The sequence below is a fragment of the Bradyrhizobium sp. LTSP849 genome, assembly GCF_000938255.1.
Taxonomy (GTDB): Bacteria; Pseudomonadota; Alphaproteobacteria; order Rhizobiales; family Xanthobacteraceae; genus Bradyrhizobium.
In genome coordinates this window covers 57588-81410 of sequence record NZ_JYMR01000008.1, presented here as the reverse complement: position 1 = coordinate 81410, position 23823 = coordinate 57588, and the positions used below count along the sequence as shown (strand labels likewise).

The following is a 23823-nucleotide window of genomic DNA, read 5'->3' as shown; positions in this document are numbered from 1 at the left end:
AAACATACTGCCCGCGAGGATCGCGCCGGAGCGTCGGCGTTTGTTGATCGAGATCAAGGAAAAGCTGCTCCGAGACCTTGTTGCGGCGCGACAGCGGCAGGGCAGCCGGATCTCGGTGTCAGCGAGTGATCGGGAGCCTGATCGAAAACACCGCCCCGCCCCACGGCAGGTTCTCGACCTCGATCGTGCCGTGGTGGGCCTCGACAATGGTCTTCGCAATCGCAAGTCCCATGCCCATGCCCTGCGGCTTGGTGCTGAAGAACGGATTGAAGACGTTTGCGAGATCGCCGGACGCGATGCCGGGACCGGTGTCGGCGATCTTGATCTCGGCTCGGTTGCCGACCCGTACCGTCGCCACGCTGACCTCCCGCTTCCTCATGTCGGCGTCGGCGACCGCATCCATGGCATTGATGATCAGGTTGAGCACGACCTGCTGGAGCTGCACGGCATCACCCTTGACATGCAGGTCGGTGGACGGAGGGACATAGGTCAGCGCGATGCGGCGTCCGTCGGCAACGGCCGCCACCAGGCCGATCGCCTCCCGCACCGTGTCGTTGAGCTTGAGGTTCTTGATCTCGAACGGCGTCTTCTTCAAGACGCTGCGCAGCCGGCGGATCACCTCGCTCGCCCGCTGATCGTCGCGCCTGATATCGCCGAGGATCTGCCGTATCTCGTCCATGTCAGGCGAGGCGCCCTTGAGCATGAGCTCCGCCGTCTCCGCGTTGGTCAGGATGGAGCCGAGCGGCTGGTTGAGCTCATGCGCGATCGAGGTCGTCAGCTCACCGACCGTCGAATAGCGATTGGCGTGCGCGAGCTCGGCGAGACGCTGGAGCGATTCGACCTCCGCAACCTGACGACGCCGGCGCTCGTGCAACAACACGCTGATCAGGCCGGTCTGCACCAGGATCACGGCGGCGATCAGCAGCAATTGCCAGCGGTAGGTCTCCCACAAGCCCGGATCACGGAACATGATCTCGCTCCCAGGAGGCAGATTACTCTCGCTGATGGACCAGCGTTGCAGCTCCCGCCAATCGTAGCGTGGCGTTCCGAATTCGATCGTCTCGTATTTGATGCCGGCCGGCTTCTCGCCACCGAGGATGCGGATGACGGCATCGACGGTCTTCCGGCTCGTCTCTCCGGTCAGCTGCATCGGGCCGCCGACGGTGCTGCCGAAGAAGGCCTCCTGGTAGGAGAAGATCGGGGCGTTGGCAACCGCGTGGAGGCTGCGCAAGGCGATGTCGCCTTCGTAGACGATTCCCGCGGCATCGACCGACATCAGGCCCCAGAACAGCACCGTGTTCGGCGGAAGATTCGCGGCGCGCTTGAGGACCTCATCGAACGCCAGGTCCGAATACCACGTGAGGCTGACGCGATTCCCCAACGGCTTCAGCTCCCGCTTCACCTCGTCGATCCAGAACTTCTCGAGCGGAGATGCGCCAATCACCATGGCAACCGTCTTCGTGTCCGGCAGAACACGGAGAATGTTGTCGAACACGGCCATGAAGTCATTGTGGACCGACACGACGACGTCATTGTCGGTGAGGTCGAGGCGGTTCACGAGCCGCTGCTCGACCACGGTCAGCACCATCGGCGTATCGGGAAAGAGGGTTTGCCGATATCGCTGCACGAACCGCGCCGCCGGCGCGCCGATGCTCAGCACGATGTCAGGCGGCGCGCCCTCGTAGAGCGAGTGCAGATAGTCGACGAAGGGCGCTTCCGGACCCGGATTGTTGAAGCGCGCGGAGAGCAGGGCGTGCTCCTGGATATCGAGGGGCCAGCGCGACTGCTGCTCCAGCCCTGCCTTGATGCTGCGCGCATATTCGCTCCAGGGCCGGAATTCGCGGCCGAAGGAATGCAGCACCAGCACGCGCTTGAGTTCTCCGCGCGCGCTGCGTTCGGCGGCTCCGGCCGCGCCGGACAGGAGGCAGACGGCGAGCAACAGGCCGAGCAACGCGGCCGCGACTGACCGCGGCATGACCGAGGCTATCAACCTGCGCCCGCTCATCCGCCTCCCCGACGGCTCTCTCCGGCCGTTGCTGGCCACAATTCTAGCGAGAAGTGAGGCGCTTCGACAGACCTCACGCAGGCCGCTTGCCGGCGTCAGTGCCCGCTCAGCACCAGCGTCTTGATCGGCAGCAACAGCGCCTGGATGCGCAGCAGCATGGCGTGCACGAGGCCGACGCCGTCGACGACATGCAAGGCAATGGCGCGGCCGGTGCTAGTCTCCTTCGCAGAGATCTCCTCATGGTTGCTGGTATAGGCGTTGACGATGCAACTGCTGCCCGGCGTCACGCCTTCAAGCCCGCCTTTGTAGAGCGGCTCCATGAATGCCAGGATCGTGCCGGGTCGCGCGACATTCTGTGCCTCGATGAGCTGCTCTCCGCTTCGGAACTGTCCGGCCGCGATGTAGTCCTGTACATTGGTGATGACCATCGGAATGATGACCCAGGGCCTTGATATGCAGGTCGCTTCCGCCACCATGCCGACTTGCAAGACCTGAGCCTCGATCTGGCCAAAGCCCGCCTGCAGACCCTGCCGGCCCGCGCCATCCGGGACAAGCACGCCCGCCGGCCGCAACAACTGATTGACCACGTCGCCGACGCGGACCAGGAATTGCTCCACCCGGCCGTCAACACCGGCGCGGACAAAAGTCTTGTCCAGATCCACCTGCGCCTCGGCCAGCGTCGCTTCGGCGCTGGCCTTCTCGGCCGGCAAGAGCGTCGAAACGCGCAAAGCTGCCGACTGCCTCGAAGCCGTGGCGGCGTCGACCCCGGCCTGCCGCTGATTGACGATCACCTGCAGCTTTTCAATGTCGCGCTGCGGCACGATGCCGGGATTGCGACGCTGCAACTCGGACTTGACGTCCAGTTCATCCTTGGCCTGCTGAAGGTTGGCCTTGGCTTCCTCGATCTGCGCGTCGGCCTTGATCACGTCGGATTGCGCGGTCGTCAGCGACGCATCGACCTCAGCGATCTTGCGCTTGGCGGTTTCCAGAGCCGCGCGTTGCTTCGAGCTGTCGAGGCTGAAGAGCACGTCGCCCTTCTTTACCGCCTGGCTGTAGCCGACATTCACTTCCGCGACCCGGCCCGAGCCCTCGGGCAGGATCGGCACCGTACGGTAATAGAGCGTCGCCGAGGTCGTTGACGGGTGAAAGTAGAAGATCATGGTGATCAGCGACACCGTGAGCATCAGGCAGCCGGTGATGCCCCATCGCAGCTCGTACCAGATGGAAAAGAACGTGATCTCCTTGCCGAACCGCTTGCCCTGGGCATAGCGGCGGTAGAGGTAGTCCGGCAGGATCGTCAGAAGGGAGCAGAACATGAGCTCAAACATGGCTGTGCTCCTTCTCCTTCGGGACTGACTTCTCTGCCGGCGGGCCCGGTTGGTCGGATTCGCGCCCGTCGCTCGGCGCAGCGTCGGCGATCCTCTCGACGGAACCGGCAATGCTGCGCAGCGGCGTACCGAAATCGGGCAGGTCGATCATCGCGAGCAACAGGCCCGCCACCCAGAAAATGTGCAAGTGCGTAAAGAGCGAGATGATGCCCAGCACCGCCACGATCTCGAATTGCAGCTTCTGCGACTTGTGAGCCATCCGCTCAGGCAGACTGTGCAGCTTCCAATAGAGCGTGCCCACCCAGAGTATGGTTCCGATCAGGAAGATGCCCATCACCACCGTCAGCGTATCCACCCCGCTTCCCGGTGCGAGATAGAAGGGCAGATGATGGGGGGCCATCGGATGAAGCTGATCGCTCAAATCTCTCTCCCGGTCAGAATGCGGCTCACTCGGAATGTGCGACAGCGTGCGCAACGAGGTTGCGAGAACGGTTGATTTGAATCAAGGGAATGCCCCTTGCCAGACCTAGCCTACCTCAGAAGCCAGAATGCACCTATAGGAGCACGTCTGCCATGCCCGGCATCGATGATCTGATCCCCAGCGCCATGCAGATCCGGAAAGAAGCCGCGCTCAAGGAGGCCGAGAAGGCGGAGGAATATGTCCGCCTCGCCACCGCCACCGAGGCCGAGAAGCGCGCGTTGATCGAGCGGCTGAGCAAGCCGTCCGGCAAGACCGAGGAGGAGAAGGTCAAGCTCGCCTCGACCATCATTCAGCGTGCAGTGCGAAACGGGCTGACCGAGGTGCAGGTCTACCGCTTCCCCAACTCGCTCTGCACCGACAAGGGACGCGCCATCAACCAGATGGAGAAAGGCTGGGAGACCACGCTGACCGGCATTCCCAAGGAGATCTTCCAGCTCTGGACCGACCATCTGAAGCCGCGCGGCTATCGCATCGCGTACCAGATCATCGATTTTCCCGGCGGTGTGCCCGGCGACATCGGCGTGATCATCTCATGGGGCGACGACTGATCATGGCCAAGGACAAGCCTGCGGAGAAAATGAAGCGCAAGGACTATGAGCAGGAGCTGGAAAAGCTCCAGGTCGAGCTGTGTCACCTCCAGGAATGGGTGAAGACCGAGAAGCTGAAGGTCATCATCATCTTCGAAGGCCGCGATGCCGCCGGCAAGGGCGGCACCATCAAGGCCTTGACCGAGAAGGTAAGCCCGCGGGTCTTCCGCGTCTGCGCCCTCCCCGCGCCGTCCGACCGGCAAAAGTCCCAGCTGTTCCTGCAACGCTATATCGAGCAGTTTCCGGCCGGCGGCGAGATCGTGATCTTCGACCGCAGTTGGTACAACCGCGCCGGCGTCGAATACGTGATGGGCTTCTGTACGCCTGCCGAGCACAAGCGTTTCCTGGAACTGTGCCCGCTGGTCGAGAAATTCGCAGTGGACGCCGGCATCATCCTGATCAAGCTGTGGCTGGAGGTCGGGATGGAGGAGCAGGAGCTCCGCTTCCATGCCCGTATCGAGGATCCGTTGCGGCAGTGGAAGCTGAGCCCGATGGACACCGAGTCATTCGGCCGTTGGTACGACTACTCACGCGCCCGCGACATGATGTTCGAGGCGACCGACACCCGGCACGCGCCATGGCGGCTGATCCGCTCCGACGACAAGCGCCGAGCGCGGCTCAACGTCATCTCGCACATCCTGAAGACGATCCCCTACAAGAAGATCGTGCCGGCCAAGGTCAAGCTGCCAAAGCGCTCTCACAAGGGCCGCTATAACGATCAGGCGAGTTTGCGCAGGATGAAGTTCGTCGAGGAACGGTACTGAGGCAAAGCAGGCCGCGCCGGGAGCGCGGCCCGATCGTCCTGTCTTTACTTCAGCCGGATCGTGACGCCGCCGACCGCAGCCGACACTTCCGCGCCGACCCTCGGGCCGCTGAGCTGAAGGATCACGCCATTGCCGTTCTGCAACTGCACGGCGCCTGCACCCGCCGCAACCGCCCCACCTGCTCCGCCGGCCGCGTAAGAGCCTTCGATCGATTGGGGCCCTCTCAGATTGAGAGCGCGGCCGACGAACTTGGTGGTGGAGGCACCGATCGTGAAGCCCACGCTCATGCCGGATACAGTGAACGGATACTTCTTGCCGTGAAGCAGGAGGACTCCCTCCCCGCCGCCGACGCCAATGATGAACCCGCCTTTGGTGAAGACGACCGCAACCTGGCCGGTCTCAGCCCGCGATGCCGTGCTGAAACCGACGACGCTTGCAAGCGAGGCGACAACGGCGGCGCAGATGGCGACTTTTCTCATGACTTTCGTTCCCCTTTGGTTGTGACGTCGAGCTATTAGGCCAAGATCATCGCGAAGTAGCCAAACACGGTGAGCAGGATACCCGAGACGGCATAACCGACCGGGAATCCGATCCAGGGCACGGAACTCTGGATTTCGACCGCCGCCTCACGGCACGGACCGGAATGCGACCGGGCACCGGCAACGCCGCCCATCAGCACAGCCGGGTTGATCTTGAAGACGTGGAAGCCGATCGCCCAGACGATGAACGGCGGGATCGTGCAGGCGATGAAACCCGCAACGAAGATCTTCAAGGCAACGGCACCGGTCAGCTGCGCCAGCAATCCGGCGCCGGCATTGATACCGACGATGGAGACGAAGACAACGAGGCCGAGATCCTCCAGCACGTTGCGCGCCGCGTTTGGCGTGTTGCCGAAGAACCGCAGCCGCGACACGGCCGAGGACACGATCACGCCCGACAGCAACAGACCGCCGGCATTCCCGAGGCCGATCTTGGCGCCGAAGGCCGGGAATTCGATCATGCCGATCAGGAAGCCGAGGATCATGCCCGCGGCCAGTGTCAGCAAATCGGTGGAGGTGTTGGTGCGCGCGATGCGCCCCCACATCTCGCCGAGCTCGTTGACGGCGGACTTCAGGCCGACGACCGTGATGATGTCCATCCGTTGCAGCTCGGTCTTGAGACCGGCCGGAATCTGCACCCCACCGCGTTCGACCTTGCCGATCTGCAACTGACCAGCAATGGCCTGCTCCCGGAAGGATTCGAAGGTCCGTCCGACCATGTCCTTGTTGGTGACGAGAATCTCGGCCTGATCGAGGGGAACACCGAGCGCCTTGGCATCGGCGACCTCCGGGCCGATCAGGCCCATCTTGTCGGTGAGATGCGCGGTTGCGCCGCCGAGCGCGACGACGTCACCCTTTTGCAGCACGAGGCCGGGATCGGCTCCCAACGGCTCATCGCCGCGCACCACGTTGAGGATGCGGTACTCCGGATTGACCGTGCGGAATTTGGCGATGCTCATGCCGACCTGCGCCGGATTTTCGAGCCGGTAGGCACGCAGGCCGAACTGCCGATAACCGGTCAGGCCGCCGCCTTCGAGATCCTTGACGCCAAACTCCTGCTCGTACTGCCTGGCCGCCGCCTTGGCATCGACGCCCCACCAGCGCGGCAGGTATTTGCAGATCAGGATGATGCCGACGGTGCCCCAGATATAGGTGATGCCGTAGGATAGCGCGATCATGCCCGACGCATCCTCGGGCTTCATGCCCTCAGGCAGCTTCACGACGCCCGACGTGATGGCCTGCTCGGCCGAGCCGATCGCGGCCGACATGGTCTGCGACCCCGCCAGCATGCCGCCGGCGGCACCGATCGGAAGCGCGAAGAGCCTCGAAAGGATGACGACGAGCGCCAGACCGAGCACGCTGGACACCAGCGCCAGGATGCAGAATTTAAGGCCATCTCCCCTGAGGCTGTTGATGAAGGACGGACCCACGCGAAGGCCGACCCCATACATGAACAAATAGTAGAACAGGCTCTTGGCGAAAGTGTTCAGCTCGAGCTTCACACCGTAGACCGACGCCCAGACCGACAGGCCCGCGCCGACCACGATGGCGCCGGCAACCATGCCGAGACCATAGCCTTTGATGCTGGCTCGCCCGATCCAGACGGCGAGCCCGACGACGAAGAACAGCAGCAGATATGGATTCTGCTGCAAGAACGTGAAAAAGCCCTGCATGTTCGCCCCCTGTTATGACGCAGCCTTGAGCTTCGGCGGAGCGCTCGGCTTTGGCCGGCCGAGCTTCGCCAAGGCTTCGGTACGCACGAGCTTCAGCCCTTCCTTGGCGTCGTAGCCATGGATCTCCTTCACATCGAGCTTGCGCATGAAGTCGATGGTCTCCTGGGTGATGACCTGCCCCGGCACCATGATCGGGAAGCCCGGCGGATACGGGATCACGAAATTGGCTGAGACGAGCTCCGGACCGGCCTTGAGTCGCCGGTCAATCTCGGAATCGCCAAGGCGGATATGTTCGCAACCCGCCGCGTCATAGGCGGAGTAGAAGCCGCTGCGGATGTCCCCTTCGTTGGTCTTGGTGCCGGCATCGCCGCGGAAGCTCGGATGGAAATGCGAGAAATTCGGCAGGTCAGGCACGTCGGTCATCAAGCTCTTGACCCGCGCTTCGAAGGTCTTCTTGGCATTGGCACCGCCTTGCGCAAGCCCGCGATCGACCTCGCCCGCGATCTCGGCGAGGACGCGGATCAGATGCGCGACGTCGCTGCGGGTGTTGTTGATGTTGGACTGGACCAGCACCGAGTTGCGTGAGGTCTTGTTGACTTGGATGTTGTACTCGTTGGCGAGGATGCCCTTGAATTGGGTACCGTCAAAGCCGGCCATGCCGCACACCAATGTCATCCGGGTCGGATCGAGGCAGAACTCATCCTCGTCCAGGCTCTTGAGCGTATTCGCCCAGTTGACGCCGGGTGCGAGATAGTCGGTGAAACCGCTTTGGCGGTATTGCGTCGGCACCATGACGTCGGCGCCGAGAATGCGGAAATACTTCGAGAGCAGCGCGTTGTTGTTGGCGGCATGACGGATGGCGAGCGCGATTTCCATCGCGTTGGCGACAAGACCGTACCCCTCGAGCTCCATCTGACGCCGCGAGATGTCGAGGCTGGCGATAAGCTGCTGGTTCGGACTGGTCGAGGCATGGGTAAAGACGGCCTCCTTGAACTGCTGCTCGACCGTGTGGAATTCGACGTCCTTGACCGAGAGCATGGAGCCCTGCCGGATCGCCGACATCGACTTGTGGGTCGAGTTGGTCTGATAGACGCGCAGCCGGATCTGTCGCGGATCGGGAATCAATCGCGTCTTGAGCAACACCTCGTCCGACGGAGTCTTGCCGAGCTCTGCCTGCTGCTTCTCGTAAGCCGCGACCGACTTCGGATCCTGCATCCAGACCTCGATCTCGTTGGCGGCCCCCATGGCTGTGCGCCGGCGCAGGAACGGCGAGAAGCGCGCGAAGCCGAACCAGGCCTCATCCCACAGGAAGATCAGGTCCGGCTTGATGGCGAGGCATTCCTCCATGACGCGGCGGGTGTTGTAGATGTGGCCGTCAAAGGTGCAGTTGGTAAGGTCCAGCATCTTGACCCGATCGAGCCGGCCATCGGCCTTCGCGCCGAGCAGCGCCTGCTTGATCGTCTTCAGCGGCACCGCGCCATACATCGAATATTCCGTCATCGGAAAGGCTTCGACATAAAGCGGCTGCGCGCCTGCGAGCACCATGCCGTAATGGTGCGACTTGTGGCAGTTGCGGTCGACAATCGCGATATCGCCCGGCGCAAGCAGCGCCTGCACCGCCATCTTGTTCGAGGTCGAGGTACCGTTGGTGACGAAGAAGACGCGGTCGGCGCCGAGTGCCCTCGCCGCCTTCTCCTGCGCCTTCTTGATGGTGCCGGTCGGTTCCAGCATGCTGTCGAGGCCGCCCGTGGTGGCGCTGCTCTCTGCCAGAAACAGGTTCGGGCCGTAGAACTCGCCCATGTCGCGGATCCAGTCGGACTTAAAGATCGACTTGCCGCGGGCGATCGGCAGCGCGTGGAACGTCCCGATCGGACGCTGCGCATATTTCTTGAGATTGTCGAAGAACGGCGTGTCGTAACGATCCTGGATGCCTTCGAGGATCGACAGATGCAGCTCCAGAAGCTCCTCGACCGAATAGAAGATGCGGCGAACGACGCTGGCTTCAGGGTTGCCGGCCAGCTCCTCGACGTCGCGATTGGAGATCATGTAAAGATCAAGCTCGGGACGGACCCGCTTGATGATCTGGGCGAGCCGTAGCGCGGAAGCATCAGCCTCGTCGTTGAGACCCGCCGATGCGGTGATCGAGCGAAGCACCGGCGCATCGTGCCGCGAGCGCAGGCCGAAACCCTCGTTGACGACGACAGCCCCGAGATTGGGATTGAGCATGGTCGCGCAGAAGGCATCCTCCAAGCTGCCGACGATGACGGGCTCATAGATGAAGCCATCCTCCGGACGGCGCAGCTTGCGCCATTCGGCGGCGAGCGCCGGCCATTGGCCAGGTGACACGCCGGTGACAATCAGGGTTTCGAAATAGGGCCGACGTGCCTTATGCGTGCCGAAGGTGGACGACACCAGTTCGGGCGTATCGCCATCGCCATCGTCCTTCGCGCTCCAGTCTCCGGCGTGCTGGCGAAAGGATCGCGTCGCCAGGGCCTGGGTTATCCGGGTCGCAAGCGACAGCGACGCGGCCGCATCGCCGGCCGAGGCTGCTTCGCGCAGGGCCGCCATCAGTTGCAGGCCGGGATAACCGTGGAATTCTTCCGTCACCGATAGGCTGGCCAGCGCCGCGTCATAGGCCGCGCGATCGCCGCCGCGGGCCCAGCCCTTTGCGGCCTCGACCAGATCACGCCAGTCATCGGCTCGCGCGCCGGGACCGGAAAAGAACTGGTCGATGCGCTTCTGCGCGGGCTTTACGTCCTTTGCCATGCGTCTCTCCCGATCCTTTGGGGCGAAAAGTGATGCGGGATCGTGCTGTCGGCACGGGGCGCTCCATTGATCCAAGTCAACGGTCGGATGCATTCCGGAGGCATTTGTCATCGCCGAGAACGCTGTCGAGCGACCGCAGCCACTGGCCGCTGTCGGTCTTCTCGGCCAACCCCTCCGCCCGCAAGAGATCGCGCAGTTGCGCATGCGCGCCGACGATGCAGAAGGCGATGTGCCGGGAGGCGAGCTCGTCGTAAAGGTCGTGCAACATGCGCGCGCCGGCCAAGTCGATGTAGGGCGACGCCGAGAGGTCGCAGGCCACCAACTTGACGTCAGTCGATCTGTGGAGGGCGTCGAGAACCGCCTGCTGGATGGTCTCGGCGTTGATGTAGAGTAACGAAGCCTCGGGGCGGAAAGCGATGACGCCGACGAGCGGCTCGACGCCGTCGTGCCTGGCGTTATCGGAATAGCGGCCGGTGCCCGGAAGCCGGCCGAGGAACGCAATGTTCGGCTGCGATGCACGCGCGAGCAGCAGAAAGATCGATGCAATCGACGCCAGCAGGACGCCTTGCAGAATTCCGAGCAGCAACACGGCCACCAGCGCAATCGCGGCGGCATAGAAGTCTATCCGGCTGACTTTCCACATCCGCAAGAGCGCGCGGACATCGACCAGCTTGTAGACGGCGGCAACGACGATGGCGGCTAGCACGGCCTTGGGCAGATTGGTGAGCAGCCCTGTGAAGAACAGGAGACACAGCCCGAGCGTCACCGAACAGATCACCAGGGCCAGAGGTGTTCGTGCGCCGGCACTGTCGTTGACCGCAGATTGCGACAGGCCGCCGGCGACGGGATAGCCATGGCCGAGCGCCGCTGCGAGGTTCGCCGCGCCCAGCCCCAAAAACTCCTGCCGGACGTCGAGCGGATAGCCGTGCTTGGCGGCAAAGCTGCGCGCCGCCGATACGCCCTCGATATAAGCCAGCAGCACGCAACCGGCAGCGAGCGGAAAGAGATCGTCGAACTCCAGCAGTCCGAATGTCGGTAACCCCAGCGCCGGCAGCCCTTCCGGGATCTTCCCGGTAACGGGTACGCCCAGGGCCGGCAAGCCAAGGAGCGTGGTGACCGCGATCGCAAGCGCCACGATGGTGATCCCGACCGGCTTGCCCGGCAGAAGCCGCTCGCCAAACAGCAGCAGCAGAAGCGCAACCGCGCCGATCGCCAGCACGAGTGGATCGAGATGACCGAGTTGCCCCATCAATTTGACCGCACGGTCGAAGAAATTGTGGCCGCCGCCGGCAACGCCGAGCAGGCTCGGCAACTGGCTCATGATGATGGTGAGCCCCGCGCCGGCCTTGAAGCCGACCAGAATGCTGTCGCTGACGAGGCGGACCAGCACACTCAGCTTGAACACCCAGGCGATGAAGCATAGCACCGCGACCGCAAAAGCGGCGAGGCTTGCGATCTGCGCGTAGCGAACCGCATCGCCACCGGCGAGCACGCCGACGGTCGCAGCGATCATCAGGGAGATTGCCGAGGTCGGGCCGATTGCGAGCTGCCGCGACGCCCCGAGCAAAGCATAGCCAATGCCGCCGAGCATGTAGCCGTAGACGCCGATCTGCGGCGGAAGGCCGGCGAGCGCGGCATAGGCAAGCGAGACCGGAACAGCGTAAGCGGCGAGCGTGATGCCGGCCACGGCGTCGGCGGGAAGCCATTCGCGCCGATAGGCGGCGAGCCAGCCGCACGGCGGAAAGAACCGCGTCCAGCCTGGGGCGGACGACGCTTTCATTGCGGTACCTCTCGGTGTGACCTCTCGCAGCGCAACAGCACGACCAGCAGCGCGACCACGGGAACACCGAGCGCGAGATTGGGAATGCTCTTGGTCGCGAAGGCGCCAACCGCTGCGCCGAAGCCGAACACTGCGCACAACGCGAAAAAGATACCCGACAGGCGCAGCGTTCCGACCGGTGCATCTCCGGCGGCAACTACAAAGATGTTTTCGATAGCTTGGCGCATGTTTCCGGTGATCATCACTGTGCTGCAAACGGCGCCTTTGACCTTGGTGAATATCGCGGTCTGCATGGCTGCAACGACCGAAATTCCGAGCGTGCCGGCCATATTCGGGAGCCTGTTGTGCAAAATTCCGATTGCGATCAGCAACAGGATCTCGATCAGCGTACTGATCGCGCTGGCCCGTTCGCCGGCGGCGCGGCGCAACCAGGCGGCAATCACAATACCGACCGCAAACGCCAGGATCGGGGGCACGAAGTGGAGCGCCTTGGCCCAATTGCCGGCGGTCGCATAGACCCAGAGGAAGATCAGGTTAGCGGTCTGGGCATTCGCCATCACACCGTGGATGATCCAGGTATAGGCGTCGATATAGCCGCCGGCGAAGGCAAGCAGCAATACGATCTCGACCGTTTCATCGCGGCGGATCGCGCCGGCTGCGACCTCCAGAGTGCTCATGGTGACGATGCGGGCTCACGCGCGTTCTGCATGACCACATAGGCAACGCCGTACCGCCGGCGTGGATTGATCTGGATCAAGCATTGCTTGCGATCTTGAGACTCAGATCGCCGCAACTGGTCTGGCGAGACTTGCACCATGGATACCGTCAAGTGGGTGATCTTTACGGCTCCGGAAATCTTCCTGCTGCTGTCGATCGCGCTCGGCACCATTCTCGGCCGCGTCCGGATCCTAGGATTTTCGATCGGCACCACGGCGTGCACGCTCATCGTGGCCGTCCTGATCGGGCAGCTCGGGACCTTTGCGTTCCCGTCCCTGCTCAGGGTCATTCTTTTCAGCCTATTCGTCTTTACGATCGGCTACCGATCCGGACCCGAGTTCTTCGCCTCCCTGAGCATCCGGACCCTGGCGCAGGTTGCGCTCGCGCTCGTACTTGGCGGCACCGGCCTCGTCATCGTTCTCATATTTGCCAATGCGTTCGCGCTCGGTCCCGGCACCGCTTCCGGCCTTGCTGCGGGCGCCCTGACGCAATCCTCCGTCATCGGCACGGCGTCCGGTGCCCTGTCCCAACTCGGACTCGCCAAGGATGTGCTGGAGCAGCAGAACGCGAACATCGCCGCCGGGTACGCCGTCACCTACGTTCTCGGCTATATCCTCACACTCCTGTACGTGCCGTTTGTCGCGCCGAAGCTGATGCGGATCGATTTGAAGGCGGAAGCCGCAAAGCTCGAGGCGGAACTGGCGGGGGGCAGCCCGCCACAAACTGAAAATTTGCATTACCGAAAATTCCAGGCGCGTGCCTATCGGGTGTCGGTCGCGGCGGGGCGGACTGTCGGCGCCGTCGAAGGCGAGATCGGCAGCCGTAGCGTGGTCGAGCGGATCGTGCGTCAGGGCACCGATGTCGAGCCGCATGTCGACACAGTTCTTCAAGCAGGCGACGACGTCGTCATCGCGGGACGAACCGCCGCCCTTGTCGCCGCAAAACCGATCATTGGCGCCGAGATCGACGCCGACGAGATCCTGAAGGCGCTTCCGGGCAACGTGATCGATGTCCACGTCGATAACCGCAAACTCCATGGCCGCTCCGTCAAGGACGTGGCTGAACGCGTCGGCGACAATGCGCGCGGTGTTTTCCTGCGCAAACTCACGCGGATGGGTCGAGAGGTTCCCTTGAGCGCGGACACCCGCGTCTATGTCGGCGACGTCATGACGCTGGTCGGCAGCACCCGCAACATCGAGCGTGCCGCCGCGAACGTCGGACAAATCCTGCGCTCCGAAGATCGTACCGACATTGCATTCCTTGCCGCCGGCATCGCCGTGGGCCTGCTCGCCGGTCTTGCGAGCGTCAAGATCGGGTCGGTACCGTTGACGCTGGGCGGCGGTGGCGGCGCCCTGATTGCAGGGCTCTTCTGCGGCTGGCTACGGTCGCGGCGGCCGACGATGGGCGCAATGCCGCCTGCGGCGCAGCAGACGCTGAGCGATATCGGGCTCGGCGGCTTCATCGCAGCGATCGGCCTCGGCAACGGCCATGCGGCCTGGGTCGCGATCCAGTCACATGGCCTGCTTCTGGTCGGCATGGGCCTCGTCGTCACGCTGGTGCCGCTGATCGTGACGACCTTGTTTGCCCATCGCGTGCTCCACATGAATCCGGTCATCATCTGCGGCGCGCTGGCCGGCGCCATGACGGTCGACGCCGCCGTGACTGGTGCCTGCGAGGTCGCCGAAAGCCAAACGCCGGTGCTCGGCGTCGCCGTGCCCTACGCCGTCGGCAACGTCGTCCTGACCGTGCTCGGCCCGATCATCGTGGCCAGTACGTTCGCCGGTTGAGGGAGGCGCGTATGAATCTCCGGCATGCACCAACTCCAAAGTCGATGGCGGCGGCGTTGCTCCTCCTGGCCTGCCTGCTCGCTCCGGCGCGCGCCGAGGACGACGTCCGTATTCAGGAGGAGGTCTGGGTGCTGCCGCTGCCGCTCCCGATGTTCGCCTATGTGGTACGCCCCGTTGGCGACGGTCCCTTCCCGCTCGCGATCATGAACCATGGCGTGTCGCTCAAACCGGTCGATCGCAGCTTCTTTCCGCTAGTAGAATTCCGCGACGCCGCGAAGTGGTTCGCCAAACGCGGCTATTTCGTCGTGGCACCCGTCGGCACGGGATACGGCGCAGCCGCCATCGACATTCCAGAGCGCGGTCTCTACGGCCCGTTCTTCGCCAAGGTCGGCAACTGCACCAACCCGAACTTCCATGACGCCGGACGTGCGTTGGCGCTGGCCGATCTCTGGATCATCGACTACATGATCGCCGAGAAACGCGTCCTCCCGAAGGACGTCGTCGTCATCGGACAATCCGCCGGCGGCTGGGCTTCCATTGCGCTGTCGAGCGTGAACCCGCCGCAGGTCAAAGCTATCATCACCTTCGCAGCGGGACGCGGCGGCCGGGTCGACGGCAAGCCCAACAACAACTGCGCACCGGACAAGCTGGTCGAGGCGACCGCGGATTTCGGCCGGACCTCGCGGGTGCCGATGCTGTGGTTCTACATCGAGAACGACACGTTTTTCGGCCCTGCTCTGTCGCAGCGTATGCACCAGGCCTTCACCACAGCGGGTGGGCGGGCCGAATATCACCTGATGCCGCCGTTCGGCAATGAGGGGCATTTCTTCATCGGTTCGCCTGATGCGATCCCGATCTGGTCGCCGCTGGTGGCGAAGTTTCTCGACGCGCAGAAATGAGTGCGAATACGGATGCCTGGAGGCTGAGCCATGACCAGCGCACGTGACTGTCTCTCGGGCGTTCTCGTGGCAGCGATTGCCGGCGGGGCGTCGATCGCGGACGCGGCGGCGCGAGAGAAATCTCATGCGACGACGCCCGCCGAAGTCGCAACGCGCGGCCAGCGGGAGGCAAAGGACATCACCTATGGGAGTTGGCGCAAGCTCTGTTTCAAGGCGGGCGGCGCGCCGACGCTGTGCCGCACGTCGATCACCGGCACTTTTCCGACCCGTCAAATGGCCGTGCGCCTGGATCTCATCGAGCGTGAAGGCGACCGCAACGGACGACTGCAATTGTTCGTGCCTGTCGGGATGTATCTACAGCACCCGGTCAAGCTGACCGTCGACCAAGGCAGCTCCTATCGCGTGCCCTACACGTGGTGTCTCGCCAACGCCTGCATCGCGGCCGACGTTGCCGATCCCAACATCATCAAGGCCATGGAATCGGGAAACGCGCTCGTCCTTGAGGTCGTCGATTTCAACCTTCTTTCGCTGACGACCTCGCTGCCGCTGGCGCAGTTCGCCGCAATCCACAAGGGTGCACCGGCACAGACGCTGGAGCAGGAGATCGATGAATGAGCGGCCGCCACCCCTGCTAGATTGCCCCTGAAACAGCGCGCTGGATCGGCTCCATCAACGACTGCGCCCTGAAAGGCTTGGTCAGATATGCAATGCATCCCGACTCGACCGCGGCAGAGTGGTTCGCCTGGCTGTCATTGCCGGTGATGTAGATCACCGGCGCCGTGATACCCTCCTCCGCAAGACGGCGGCGCAGATCGATGCCGGACTGACCGTCCAGATTGATGTCGATGATGATGCAGGCGGCCTTGTCGTGCTCGCCGTGATCGAGCAGCGCATGCGCCGAGTCGAACAACAACACGGTGAAGCCGTGCTCGCGCAAGAGCCGCTTGATGCTCGTGCGCATGGATGAATCATCGTCAACGACAATGATAGGTCTGTGCGGCGACAATATCGTCGGCCTCTATCTTGACCATCGGGCAATGTACGGGCGTGGCGACCAGTTCCAAAGCTTGACCTGACGGCGCGCCATGAATTGATCCACGCGCTCTCTACAGCACCGTCAAGAAGCTTTCATATTGTCCCATTGGACAGGTCGCTCAGCGGAAACCCGTCGGCGGAAGGCTCCGTCTAGGCGGATGGTCTGCTTTCGGGATCGAGCATTCCGAGCCGCTCCGCGAGCGACACCAGCTCCGCAAGCGAGGACACCTGCATTTTCTCCATCACCTGGTGACGATGCGCCTTCACGGTGCGTTCGCTGGTTCCGAGCTCATAGGCGATCTGCTTGTTGATCTTGCCGCGCACGATCAGATCGAACACCTGGCGCTCGCGCGGTGTCAGCGACGCGACCAGAGTGCGGAGCACATCGAGCTTGCCGCGCTGGCTTCGCTCGGTCTTCTGACGAGCCAAGGCACGTTCAAGCGCGTCGATCAACTGTTCCGACGACACCGGCTTGGTGAGAAAATCCTCGGCACCAGCCTTGATGGCCCGCACCGTCGTTGCCGTATCGGCGTGCCCGGTCAGGAAGACGATCGGCAGCTTCGAGCCGAGCCGGGTGAGATGGTTCTGCAGCTCGGGACCGGTGAGCCCCGGTATCTGCACGTCGAGCAGGATGCATCCCGGCCGCTCGTCGTCCGGCAGACGATCAAGCAGATCCTGGGCGGACGCATAGGTCGCGACGTCATAGCCGGCAAGCTTCAACCGGCGCTCGATCGCTGTCCGGAACGAAGCGTCATCGTCGACGATGTGAACGAAGCCAGGCAACTTTCACCTCTTGAGAAGACAATGCCGACAGGGCGTTCGAGCCAGTTGGAGAAGCCGATGATCAGTTCAACGGGCCGACGATATCGGTCGCATCGGCACGTCTACGAATCGAATCAAAATGAGCAATGCTGGCGAACAGGCCTTCTCATTCCGTGCAGGAAAATGCCGCCCTGTCCTTTCGTACAATGACCTTAGATACAATGGTTGATAATACGGCCTTCGTCGTACATCAACCGCAGCGCGACACGGCGGGGCGCATCCCGAAAAACGAAATGGGTCCTAGTTTCTGACAGACCAATTCAGCGATTAGTTGAGGAGTTGGGCCATGTTTGTGCGCATCGCAACCGACCAGTCACCGCGCCCCAATTCTCTCCGCGACTTCGGAATGACCAGCGCGTCAAATCCCATCGTGAGTTTGAGCGAATTCACCTACAAGAAGGGCACCGAGGTCTACGGCGAGAAGGAGCCTGCCGAGTACGTCTATCAGGTCAAGTTTGGTGCGGTGCGGAGCTACAAGCTGCTGACCGACGGACGGCGTCAGATCGGCGCGTTTCATCTCGCCGGCGACATTTTCGGGCTTGAGAACGGCGGCGCACACCGTTTCACGGCGGAGGCGATCGTCGACACCACCGTTCGCCTGATCAGGCGGCAAAGCCTCGAACTGGTGGCCGAGAGCGATGCCATGGTCGCCAAGAACCTGCTCGGCATGACCACGACCAATTTGCAGCACGCCGAAGATCACATGCTGCTGCTGGGACGCAAGACCTCGCTGGAGCGGGTTGCCGCCTTCCTGCTCGAGATGGACAAACGGTTGACCGCCGCCGGCGTCATGGCGCTGCCGATGTCGCGCCGCGATATCGCCGACTATCTCGGCCTGACATTGGAGACCGTGTCCCGTGCGTTGTCGCGGCTGCACGAGTTCGGCGTGCTCGGCTTCATCGGCAACAACCAGCGCCAGATCGTGCTGCTGGACCGGCTGAAGCTCGCGAGCCTTGATTTGCAGTCTTGAGCAGCCTTCACTGTTGGCGAATGGCACAAACTGCACATCACATCGGCTCAATCCAATGTTAGCCTCGCTCCATGTGGAACGAGATCGCATTCCGGATCACCGTCGTCGTCATCGGGGCCCTGCCCGTCGCGTTCACGGCGATCATCCTTTTCCTGAGGTGAATTTGCCTCTGCGGGATACCGTTCGTCCCATCGGGATCATTTGAGGCCCGGCGCTTCGGTCACGCCGAGGTGTTCGAGTGTCTTACGCAAAACCTCGAACAGGATGGCGGCCGACCAGCCGAACAGCAGCACGCCGTTCATGGCGGTCAGCGGGCCGATGAGCCGCCATTCGCGTACTGGTGTGATATCGCCGTAGCCGAGCGTGGTGTAGTTGACGAAAGCGAAATAGAGCAGCTCGCTGCCGGGTGCCGCGGCCTGGATGATGCCGTACGTCCAGGCCCATGCCAGGATTTCCAGTGTGTGCGCGACCTGCAATACTGCAGCCGTTGCGATCATCACGCCCATCAGATGCAATCTTGGTCTCTCCGTTTGCCGAAGGCCTGCGCTTGCGCCGCGCGCAATCGAAACGGCGACGACGGTCACCAGGGCATGGATTCCGATATTAGTCATACTGACCAGCGCGCCGACGAGGAACTGAAGCAGCATAAAGGACCGACCAGTTTTTCAGCTTCAGGGACCTGCGTCAGCGCGACGACGGCCCGTTCAGCAAGAACGCCAACGTATGCCGCGCGATCGCAAGTTCATCATCGTAGGGTTGGCCATCGCTTCCAGCCGCTCGGCTGAGATGAAACGCACTGTCGAAGCAGGCGACTTGCACCAGCGCCGGATGATTGGCGCGCATAGAACGGATCGGCGCGAGATTATGCGGCAGACGCAACGGCGCCAAAGCGACCAACTGCTCCAGTCGAACCATCACGGCGTCATCAATCAAGACCGGTTGAGCGTCGTTCGGCCCGGCGTGAGCGAGGCGATGTCCCACGGCCAGCGGCTCGACCCCCAGTTCGTCCCGAAGCCATGCGTCGACGACCGTGAATGCCGCCGCGACATCACCGACATCGTCACTGCGGTAAACGCGATGCGCCAACGAATCTCCGTTCATTCGGTGCGCCTTAAGGCGCGGACAGCTGCCCAATCCGCCAAGCCTTCCCTTGATTTGCTGTTCCAGCCTCCCCTCGCCTTGCACGGAGAAGAGCTCGAAGCTCACCCCCGCCACATCGGCATCGATAGCGAGGATTGAGTCCATGGCGGTCAATCACCAACCAGGAGCACCCGGCCGGCCACCGAGGACACTTGTCTGAGTGCGCAATCACTCTGCGGCGCCTGATGATCCATCGACATGCCCGAGGTCACACCTCACCTTCTCGCACTCAAGGCGCGTGAGAAGTTCAGGGTTTGACTTATGTCAAAGGTGCGACAGGTGTCCGTGATGCGCGCGCATTCAAGCCGTGGCACGCTCGATCCGGATCCACGCCGCCGCCAGTTCCCAGGCAACCGACAGGATGATCGGCCCGATAAAGAGACCGATGATCCCATGTGCGAGCGTTCCGCCGATGACCCCGATCAGGATCACGAGCGTCGGCGTCGTCAGGCCACGTCCCATCACGAGCGGCTTCAGGATGTTGTCGAGGAGGCCGACAGCGATGAAGAACGCGGTGAGAAGCAATGCCGTGGTGACATCCTTCGCTGTCCAGATCCAGATGATCACAGGAAGGAGAACGAGGAAGGGGCCGATCTGCACGATCGACAGCAACAGTGCGACGAATGCAAGCAGGCCAGCACTCGGGACGCCTGCGAGCTTGAAGCCGATGCCGGCCAACAGCGACTGCAAGATCGCGACTCCAATGACGCCCTGCGACACAGCGCGGATGGTTGCGCCGGCCAGCTCCAGAAAATGCTCGCTTTGCTCCGGCACGATGCGGAACAGGAAGCCGCGAACGGCGGCAACAAGCTGCGGTCCGTACGGGAGGAGGAAGCCGGCGACGAACACCGACAGCAGGAACTGAAGGGTACCGAGGCCGGCATCGCCGGCGAACGACAGCATCATCCCTGCAAGCGGTTTGAGATACGGCGCCGCCTCGCGCAGAATGGCGCGAACGTTCGTGTAGGCTTGGTTCCAGAGATCGTAGAGCTGCGGACCGATCACCGGCCAGTCCTTGATCCGCTCGGGCGCGGCCTGAAGCACGAGATCGCCGGTGCCGATCTGGCTCGCGATATCCCTGATCCCTTCGACTGCGCTGACGCCTAGCCAGGCAACAGGACCGATGATAATGCCGAGCGTGACGAGGGTGAGGATGGCCGCGGCCAAGCGTGGGCGGCCACCGAGGCGCTTGGCGACCCAGCTGAAGGCCGGATAGAACGCCACCGCCAGCACCGCGCTCCAGGTCAGGATCGGCACGAACGGCTGGATGATCAGAAACGTCCAAAAGATCAGCAGCGCCAGCAATCCTAGCCGGATCACGAGCTGAATGATGCCTTCGGCGGGCAGGAGTTGGCGAAGTGTTCTCAAGGCTTGAGGCCTGACTCTCGACGCACGGCAAACTCTCGCGGAGTCTAACGGCTCGTCTTGAGCGGCAGGCTTGATCCATGTCAAGCCAATGGCAATCGCTTTGCTCAGGAAAAACGCAATTGCCTCAACGCATTAGCGCCAACAATTGGACGGAGCGGTGAGCAGCATACTGGCGGAAGGGGTGGGATTCGAACCCACGGTACCCTTTCGGGCACGCCGGTTTTCAAGACCGGTGCCTTAAACCACTCGGCCACCCTTCCAAGCTCGGAATGGCTGTCGCTTAACGCAGTCGGTGGCGCAAGGCAACGCGAAGTTGGGGGCCTCGCTCCAACCTGCCCCCTTCGCCGAACCCGGTCTGTCAGGTGAGCGTCAGGCTGCATCTCTAGCTTGGGCAACATGCCGGCCGCACCAGCAGCGGCCGTCCCTCAGCAATCCCAGACACTGGCGACACCTCCCAGGGCATCGCTGGTTGCGAGGTCCGGTTGGATTAGCCTCCATTTCCGGGCCTCGTTTGGCTGCCCGCAAAAGAAAACGCGGCGCCCCGTGAGGAGCACCGCGCGAAGTTTTCTTCGTTGCGCTGTTTTCAGTAGCCGCAGTTTCCGCAGCTCGGGGCGACCGGGGCGTAATAGGAATAGCCGGGCGAGACCATCTCGACGCGTTGGCGCGTGGCGTATTGCGGCGGGATACGCTCGTACTGGACGCTCGGCGGCGCCACCATCACGGTCTGCGGGACCATCACGGTGCGATACTGCGCGGGCGCGCGATGCGCGACCGTGGCGCCGGGCGACACCATCACGGTCTCATCGATGGTGCGGTATTGCGGCTGCACATATTGCTGCTGGTAGCAGGTCGTGCACGGCGGCGGCGTATAGCAATTGTAGCAGCCCGCGGAGGCAGCATTCGTCATCGAAATCGCGGCGACGAGCGTTGAGAAAACGACAGCAAGAGTACGAGACATTGTGGTGGCGCCCCAGTTGCCCGAAATGGATTTGCGAAGGTCGCGCGCAGTATACGCCGCGAAATCCCGGGCTGCCGAAGTTCGTCGGGGCATCCTTAATGCGAGCGACCGATTTTTGCCGGTCGCTAAGAACTTGTTGACCATGCGTGAGGCGTGACCGCGACAACCGCGATCACGCCCGCGCAGGACACATTTACTTCGAGCGCCGCTTCACTTCGCGCACCGCGCCGCGCGCGGCGCTGGTCGTGAGCGCGGCATACGCCTGGAGTGCGGTGGAGACATTGCGCTTGCGGCCAATCGCCTGCCAGGCGGTATCGCCCTTCGCCTCTTCCGCGGCGCGGCGCTTGGCGAGCTCCTCGTCGGAGACCTCCAGGCTGATGCTGCGGTTCGGAATGTCGATTGCGATGCGATCGCCGGTGCGCACGAGGCCGATGTTGCCGCCTTCGGCGGCTTCCGGCGACAGATGGCCGATCGACAGGCCGGACGAGCCGCCGGAGAAGCGGCCGTCGGTGACGAGCGCGCAGGCTTTGCCCAGGCCCATCGATTTCAGATAGCTGGTCGGATACAGCATCTCCTGCATCCCAGGGCCACCGCGCGGGCCTTCGTAGATGATGACCACGATCTCACCGGCGACGACCTTGCCGCCTAAAATGCCCTCAACGGCCGCGTCCTGGCTCTCAAACACACGGGCGGGGCCTGCGAATTTCAGGATCGAGGCGTCGACGCCGGCGGTCTTCACGATACAGCCGTCCTGCGCGAGGTTGCCGTAGAGCACGGCGAGGCCGCCGTCCTTGCTGAAGGCGTGCTCGAGATTGCGGACAACGCCCTTCTCGCGATCGGTATCGAGCTCGTCGTAGCGGCGCTCCTGGCTGAAGGCGACCTGGGTCGGAATTCCGCCGGGCGAGGCACGGAAAAAGGTGCGGACCGTTTCGCTCTTGGAGCGCTTGACGTCCCAGCGCTCCAGCGCATCGTTCATGGTCGGCGCATGCACGGTCGAGACCGACGTGTCGATCAGGCCGGCGCGATCGAGCTCGCCCAGAATGCCCATGATGCCGCCGGCGCGATGCACGTCCTCGACATGCACGTCGGCGACCGAGGGGGCGACCTTGCAGAGCACGGGCACGCGGCGCGACAGGCGGTCGATATCCTGCATCGTGAACTCGACTTCGCCTTCATGGGCAGCGGCGAGCAGATGCAGCACCGTGTTGGTCGAGCCGCCCATTGCGATGTCGAGCGTCATCGCGTTCTCGAACGCCTTGAAGTTCGCGACGTTGCGCGGCAGCACGGAGGCGTCGTCCTGCTCGTAGTAACGGCGCACGATATCGACGATGGTGTGGCCGGCTTCGAGGAACAGTCGCTTGCGATCGGCATGGGTCGCCACCACCGTGCCGTTGCCAGGCAGCGCAAGACCCAGCGCCTCGGTCAGGCAGTTCATCGAATTCGCCGTGAACATGCCCGAGCACGAGCCGCAGGTCGGGCACGCCGAGCGCTCGATCACCTTGACGTCCTCGTCGCTGACCTTGGAGTCGGCGGCGGCCACCATGGCATCGATCAGGTCAACCGCCTTGGTCTTGCCCTGGAGCGTGACCTTGCCGGCCTCCATCGGGCCGCCCGAGACGAACACCGCGGGGATGTTGAGGCGCAGCGCGGCCATCAGCATGCCGGGCGTGATCTTGTCGCAATTGGAGATACAAACCATGCCGTCGGCGCAATGCGCGTTGACCATGTACTCGACGCTGTCGGCGATCAGCTCGCGCGACGGCAGGCTGTAGAGCATGCCGTCATGGCCCATGGCGATGCCGTCGTCGACCGCGATGGTGTTGAACTCCTTGGCGACGCCACCGGCCTGCTCGATCTCGCGCGCCACGAGCTGACCGAGATCCTTGAGGTGGACGTGGCCGGGCACGAACTGGGTGAAGGAGTTGACGACCGCGATGATAGGCTTGCCGAAGTCGCCGTCCTTCATGCCTGTCGCGCGCCAGAGGCCGCGGGCGCCCGCCATGTTGCGGCCGTGGGTGGTGGTGCGGGAGCGATAGGCTGGCATGGCGGTTTCCGTCCTGGTTGGGTCAGCCGGGCGGGAAAATCGAGCCGCCTCAGGCCTTTCCGGCCGGATAGCGCACGGGGTGGCCAGGCGCAACGGGAACTTGGCCCGGACGGGGCCGGATCGGCCTTTCGCAGGCCTCCCCTGCTCCCGGCGCGGCCCA

21 protein-coding genes and 1 tRNA gene are annotated in these 23823 nt (G+C 63.2%); 6 read left to right on the top strand and 16 right to left on the bottom strand.

Annotated elements, in window-relative coordinates:
• Positions 1–118: 118 nt before the first annotated feature.
• From UB31_RS06860 to UB31_RS06850, 3 genes are all read right to left on the bottom strand, one after another.
• Positions 119–2005, bottom strand: a complete 1887-nt coding sequence (locus tag UB31_RS06860) for a sensor histidine kinase (protein WP_045010320.1) — start codon at positions 2003–2005, stop codon at positions 119–121.
• A gap of 95 nt (positions 2006–2100) precedes the next feature.
• On the bottom strand, positions 2101–3333 hold the full coding sequence (locus tag UB31_RS06855) for an HlyD family secretion protein (RefSeq protein WP_045010319.1): 1233 nt from the start codon (positions 3331–3333) through the stop codon (positions 2101–2103).
• Positions 3326–3733, bottom strand: coding sequence for a hypothetical protein (locus UB31_RS06850; protein WP_045010318.1), 408 nt, complete (start codon positions 3731–3733; stop codon positions 3326–3328). The genes UB31_RS06855 and UB31_RS06850 overlap by 8 nt, the downstream gene beginning before the upstream one ends.
• A 173-nt stretch (positions 3734–3906) precedes the next feature.
• Here UB31_RS06850 and UB31_RS06845 point away from each other — a divergent pair, with 173 nt between their 5' ends.
• Positions 3907–4362, top strand: coding sequence for a hypothetical protein (locus UB31_RS06845; protein WP_045007348.1), 456 nt, complete (start codon positions 3907–3909; stop codon positions 4360–4362).
• A 2-nt stretch (positions 4363–4364) separates the two neighbouring features.
• Positions 4365–5165, top strand: coding sequence for a polyphosphate kinase 2 (gene ppk2 / locus UB31_RS06840; RefSeq protein ID WP_045010317.1), 801 nt, complete (start codon positions 4365–4367; stop codon positions 5163–5165).
• Between the two features lie 44 nt (positions 5166–5209).
• Here the strand turns inward: ppk2 and UB31_RS06835 are convergent, their stop codons facing one another.
• The 5 genes from UB31_RS06835 to UB31_RS06815 all read right to left on the bottom strand — a co-directional run bounded on the left by UB31_RS06835 (position 5210) and on the right by UB31_RS06815 (position 12600).
• Positions 5210–5644 carry a hypothetical protein gene (locus tag UB31_RS06835; RefSeq protein ID WP_045007350.1) on the bottom strand — a complete coding sequence of 145 codons (435 nt, stop codon included), beginning with the start codon at positions 5642–5644 and terminating at the stop codon, positions 5210–5212.
• Between the two features lie 35 nt (positions 5645–5679).
• Positions 5680–7377, bottom strand: a complete 1698-nt coding sequence (locus UB31_RS06830; protein ID WP_045010316.1) for an aspartate:alanine exchanger family transporter — start codon at positions 7375–7377, stop codon at positions 5680–5682.
• A gap of 12 nt (positions 7378–7389) precedes the next feature.
• The gene (locus UB31_RS06825; RefSeq protein WP_045010315.1) at positions 7390–10143 is read right to left on the bottom strand and encodes a decarboxylase; all 2754 of its coding nucleotides are present in this window, start codon (positions 10141–10143) and stop codon (positions 7390–7392) included.
• Between the two features lie 76 nt (positions 10144–10219).
• A complete protein-coding gene (locus UB31_RS06820) occupies positions 10220–11923 on the bottom strand; it encodes a SulP family inorganic anion transporter (RefSeq protein ID WP_045010314.1) in 1704 nt (567 codons plus the stop codon).
• A complete protein-coding gene (locus tag UB31_RS06815) occupies positions 11920–12600 on the bottom strand; it encodes a YoaK family protein (RefSeq protein WP_045007354.1) in 681 nt (226 codons plus the stop codon). The genes UB31_RS06820 and UB31_RS06815 overlap by 4 nt, the downstream gene beginning before the upstream one ends.
• Positions 12601–12738: 138 nt before the next feature.
• Here UB31_RS06815 and UB31_RS06810 point away from each other — a divergent pair, with 138 nt between their 5' ends.
• The 3 genes from UB31_RS06810 to UB31_RS06800 are packed head-to-tail and all read left to right on the top strand — an operon-like array spanning position 12739 to position 15941.
• Positions 12739–14427: an aspartate:alanine exchanger family transporter gene (locus UB31_RS06810; protein WP_045010313.1), complete on the top strand. Its 1689-nt coding sequence runs from the start codon at positions 12739–12741 to the stop codon at positions 14425–14427.
• A gap of 11 nt (positions 14428–14438) precedes the next feature.
• The gene (locus tag UB31_RS06805) at positions 14439–15326 is read left to right on the top strand and encodes an alpha/beta hydrolase family protein (protein WP_045010312.1); all 888 of its coding nucleotides are present in this window, start codon (positions 14439–14441) and stop codon (positions 15324–15326) included.
• Positions 15327–15356: 30 nt separating this feature from the next.
• Positions 15357–15941 carry an invasion associated locus B family protein gene (locus UB31_RS06800; protein ID WP_045010311.1) on the top strand — a complete coding sequence of 195 codons (585 nt, stop codon included), beginning with the start codon at positions 15357–15359 and terminating at the stop codon, positions 15939–15941.
• 16 nt (positions 15942–15957) lie between these two features.
• Here the strand turns inward: UB31_RS06800 and UB31_RS06795 are convergent, their stop codons facing one another.
• Positions 15958–16332, bottom strand: a complete 375-nt coding sequence (locus tag UB31_RS06795) for a response regulator transcription factor (protein ID WP_082078427.1) — start codon at positions 16330–16332, stop codon at positions 15958–15960.
• Positions 16333–16511: 179 nt separating this feature from the next.
• The gene (locus UB31_RS06790) at positions 16512–17144 is read right to left on the bottom strand and encodes a response regulator transcription factor (RefSeq protein ID WP_045010309.1); all 633 of its coding nucleotides are present in this window, start codon (positions 17142–17144) and stop codon (positions 16512–16514) included.
• Between the two features lie 325 nt (positions 17145–17469).
• Here UB31_RS06790 and UB31_RS06785 point away from each other — a divergent pair, with 325 nt between their 5' ends.
• Positions 17470–18153 (top strand): helix-turn-helix domain-containing protein, encoded by a 684-nt coding sequence (locus UB31_RS06785; protein ID WP_045007360.1) that lies wholly within the window; start codon positions 17470–17472, stop codon positions 18151–18153.
• 197 nt (positions 18154–18350) lie between these two features.
• Here the strand turns inward: UB31_RS06785 and UB31_RS06780 are convergent, their stop codons facing one another.
• The 6 genes from UB31_RS06780 to ilvD all read right to left on the bottom strand — a co-directional run bounded on the left by UB31_RS06780 (position 18351) and on the right by ilvD (position 23663).
• Positions 18351–18659 (bottom strand): potassium channel family protein, encoded by a 309-nt coding sequence (locus UB31_RS06780; RefSeq protein ID WP_349509949.1) that lies wholly within the window; start codon positions 18657–18659, stop codon positions 18351–18353.
• 178 nt (positions 18660–18837) lie between these two features.
• Complete coding sequence (locus UB31_RS40240) at positions 18838–19398, bottom strand: hypothetical protein (RefSeq protein WP_082078426.1); 561 nt, start codon at positions 19396–19398, stop codon at positions 18838–18840.
• A gap of 195 nt (positions 19399–19593) precedes the next feature.
• On the bottom strand, positions 19594–20661 hold the full coding sequence (locus UB31_RS06770) for an AI-2E family transporter (protein ID WP_045010306.1): 1068 nt from the start codon (positions 20659–20661) through the stop codon (positions 19594–19596).
• Positions 20662–20831: 170 nt separating this feature from the next.
• A tRNA-Ser gene (locus UB31_RS06765) sits at positions 20832–20921 on the bottom strand.
• A gap of 323 nt (positions 20922–21244) precedes the next feature.
• Positions 21245–21568, bottom strand: a complete 324-nt coding sequence (locus UB31_RS42060) for a hypothetical protein (RefSeq protein ID WP_045010305.1) — start codon at positions 21566–21568, stop codon at positions 21245–21247.
• 244 nt (positions 21569–21812) lie between these two features.
• On the bottom strand, positions 21813–23663 hold the full coding sequence (gene ilvD / locus UB31_RS06755; RefSeq protein WP_045010304.1) for a dihydroxy-acid dehydratase: 1851 nt from the start codon (positions 23661–23663) through the stop codon (positions 21813–21815).
• Between the last annotated feature and the right edge of the window lie 160 nt (positions 23664–23823).

Bases quoted from the DNA above. Each gene is read 5' to 3' on its own strand.
- UB31_RS06860 (WP_045010320.1), bottom strand. From the start codon at position 2,005: ATGAGCGGGCGCAGGTTGATAGCCTCGGTCATGCCGCGGTCAGTCGCG.
- UB31_RS06855 (WP_045010319.1), bottom strand. From the start codon at position 3,333: ATGTTTGAGCTCATGTTCTGCTCCCTTCTGACGATCCTGCCGGACTAC.
- UB31_RS06850 (WP_045010318.1), bottom strand. From the start codon at position 3,733: ATGGCCCCCCATCATCTGCCCTTCTATCTCGCACCGGGAAGCGGGGTG.
- UB31_RS06845 (WP_045007348.1), top strand. From the start codon at position 3,907: ATGCCCGGCATCGATGATCTGATCCCCAGCGCCATGCAGATCCGGAAA.
- ppk2 (WP_045010317.1), top strand. From the start codon at position 4,365: ATGGCCAAGGACAAGCCTGCGGAGAAAATGAAGCGCAAGGACTATGAG.
- UB31_RS06835 (WP_045007350.1), bottom strand. From the start codon at position 5,644: ATGAGAAAAGTCGCCATCTGCGCCGCCGTTGTCGCCTCGCTTGCAAGC.
- UB31_RS06830 (WP_045010316.1), bottom strand. From the start codon at position 7,377: ATGCAGGGCTTTTTCACGTTCTTGCAGCAGAATCCATATCTGCTGCTG.
- UB31_RS06825 (WP_045010315.1), bottom strand. From the start codon at position 10,143: ATGGCAAAGGACGTAAAGCCCGCGCAGAAGCGCATCGACCAGTTCTTT.
- UB31_RS06820 (WP_045010314.1), bottom strand. From the start codon at position 11,923: ATGAAAGCGTCGTCCGCCCCAGGCTGGACGCGGTTCTTTCCGCCGTGC.
- UB31_RS06815 (WP_045007354.1), bottom strand. From the start codon at position 12,600: ATGAGCACTCTGGAGGTCGCAGCCGGCGCGATCCGCCGCGATGAAACG.
- UB31_RS06810 (WP_045010313.1), top strand. From the start codon at position 12,739: ATGGATACCGTCAAGTGGGTGATCTTTACGGCTCCGGAAATCTTCCTG.
- UB31_RS06805 (WP_045010312.1), top strand. From the start codon at position 14,439: ATGAATCTCCGGCATGCACCAACTCCAAAGTCGATGGCGGCGGCGTTG.
- UB31_RS06800 (WP_045010311.1), top strand. From the start codon at position 15,357: ATGACCAGCGCACGTGACTGTCTCTCGGGCGTTCTCGTGGCAGCGATT.
- UB31_RS06785 (WP_045007360.1), top strand. From the start codon at position 17,470: ATGTTTGTGCGCATCGCAACCGACCAGTCACCGCGCCCCAATTCTCTC.
- UB31_RS06780 (WP_349509949.1), bottom strand. From the start codon at position 18,659: ATGGGCGTGATGATCGCAACGGCTGCAGTATTGCAGGTCGCGCACACA.
- UB31_RS40240 (WP_082078426.1), bottom strand. From the start codon at position 19,398: ATGGACTCAATCCTCGCTATCGATGCCGATGTGGCGGGGGTGAGCTTC.
- UB31_RS42060 (WP_045010305.1), bottom strand. From the start codon at position 21,568: ATGACGAATGCTGCCTCCGCGGGCTGCTACAATTGCTATACGCCGCCG.
- ilvD (WP_045010304.1), bottom strand. From the start codon at position 23,663: ATGCCAGCCTATCGCTCCCGCACCACCACCCACGGCCGCAACATGGCG.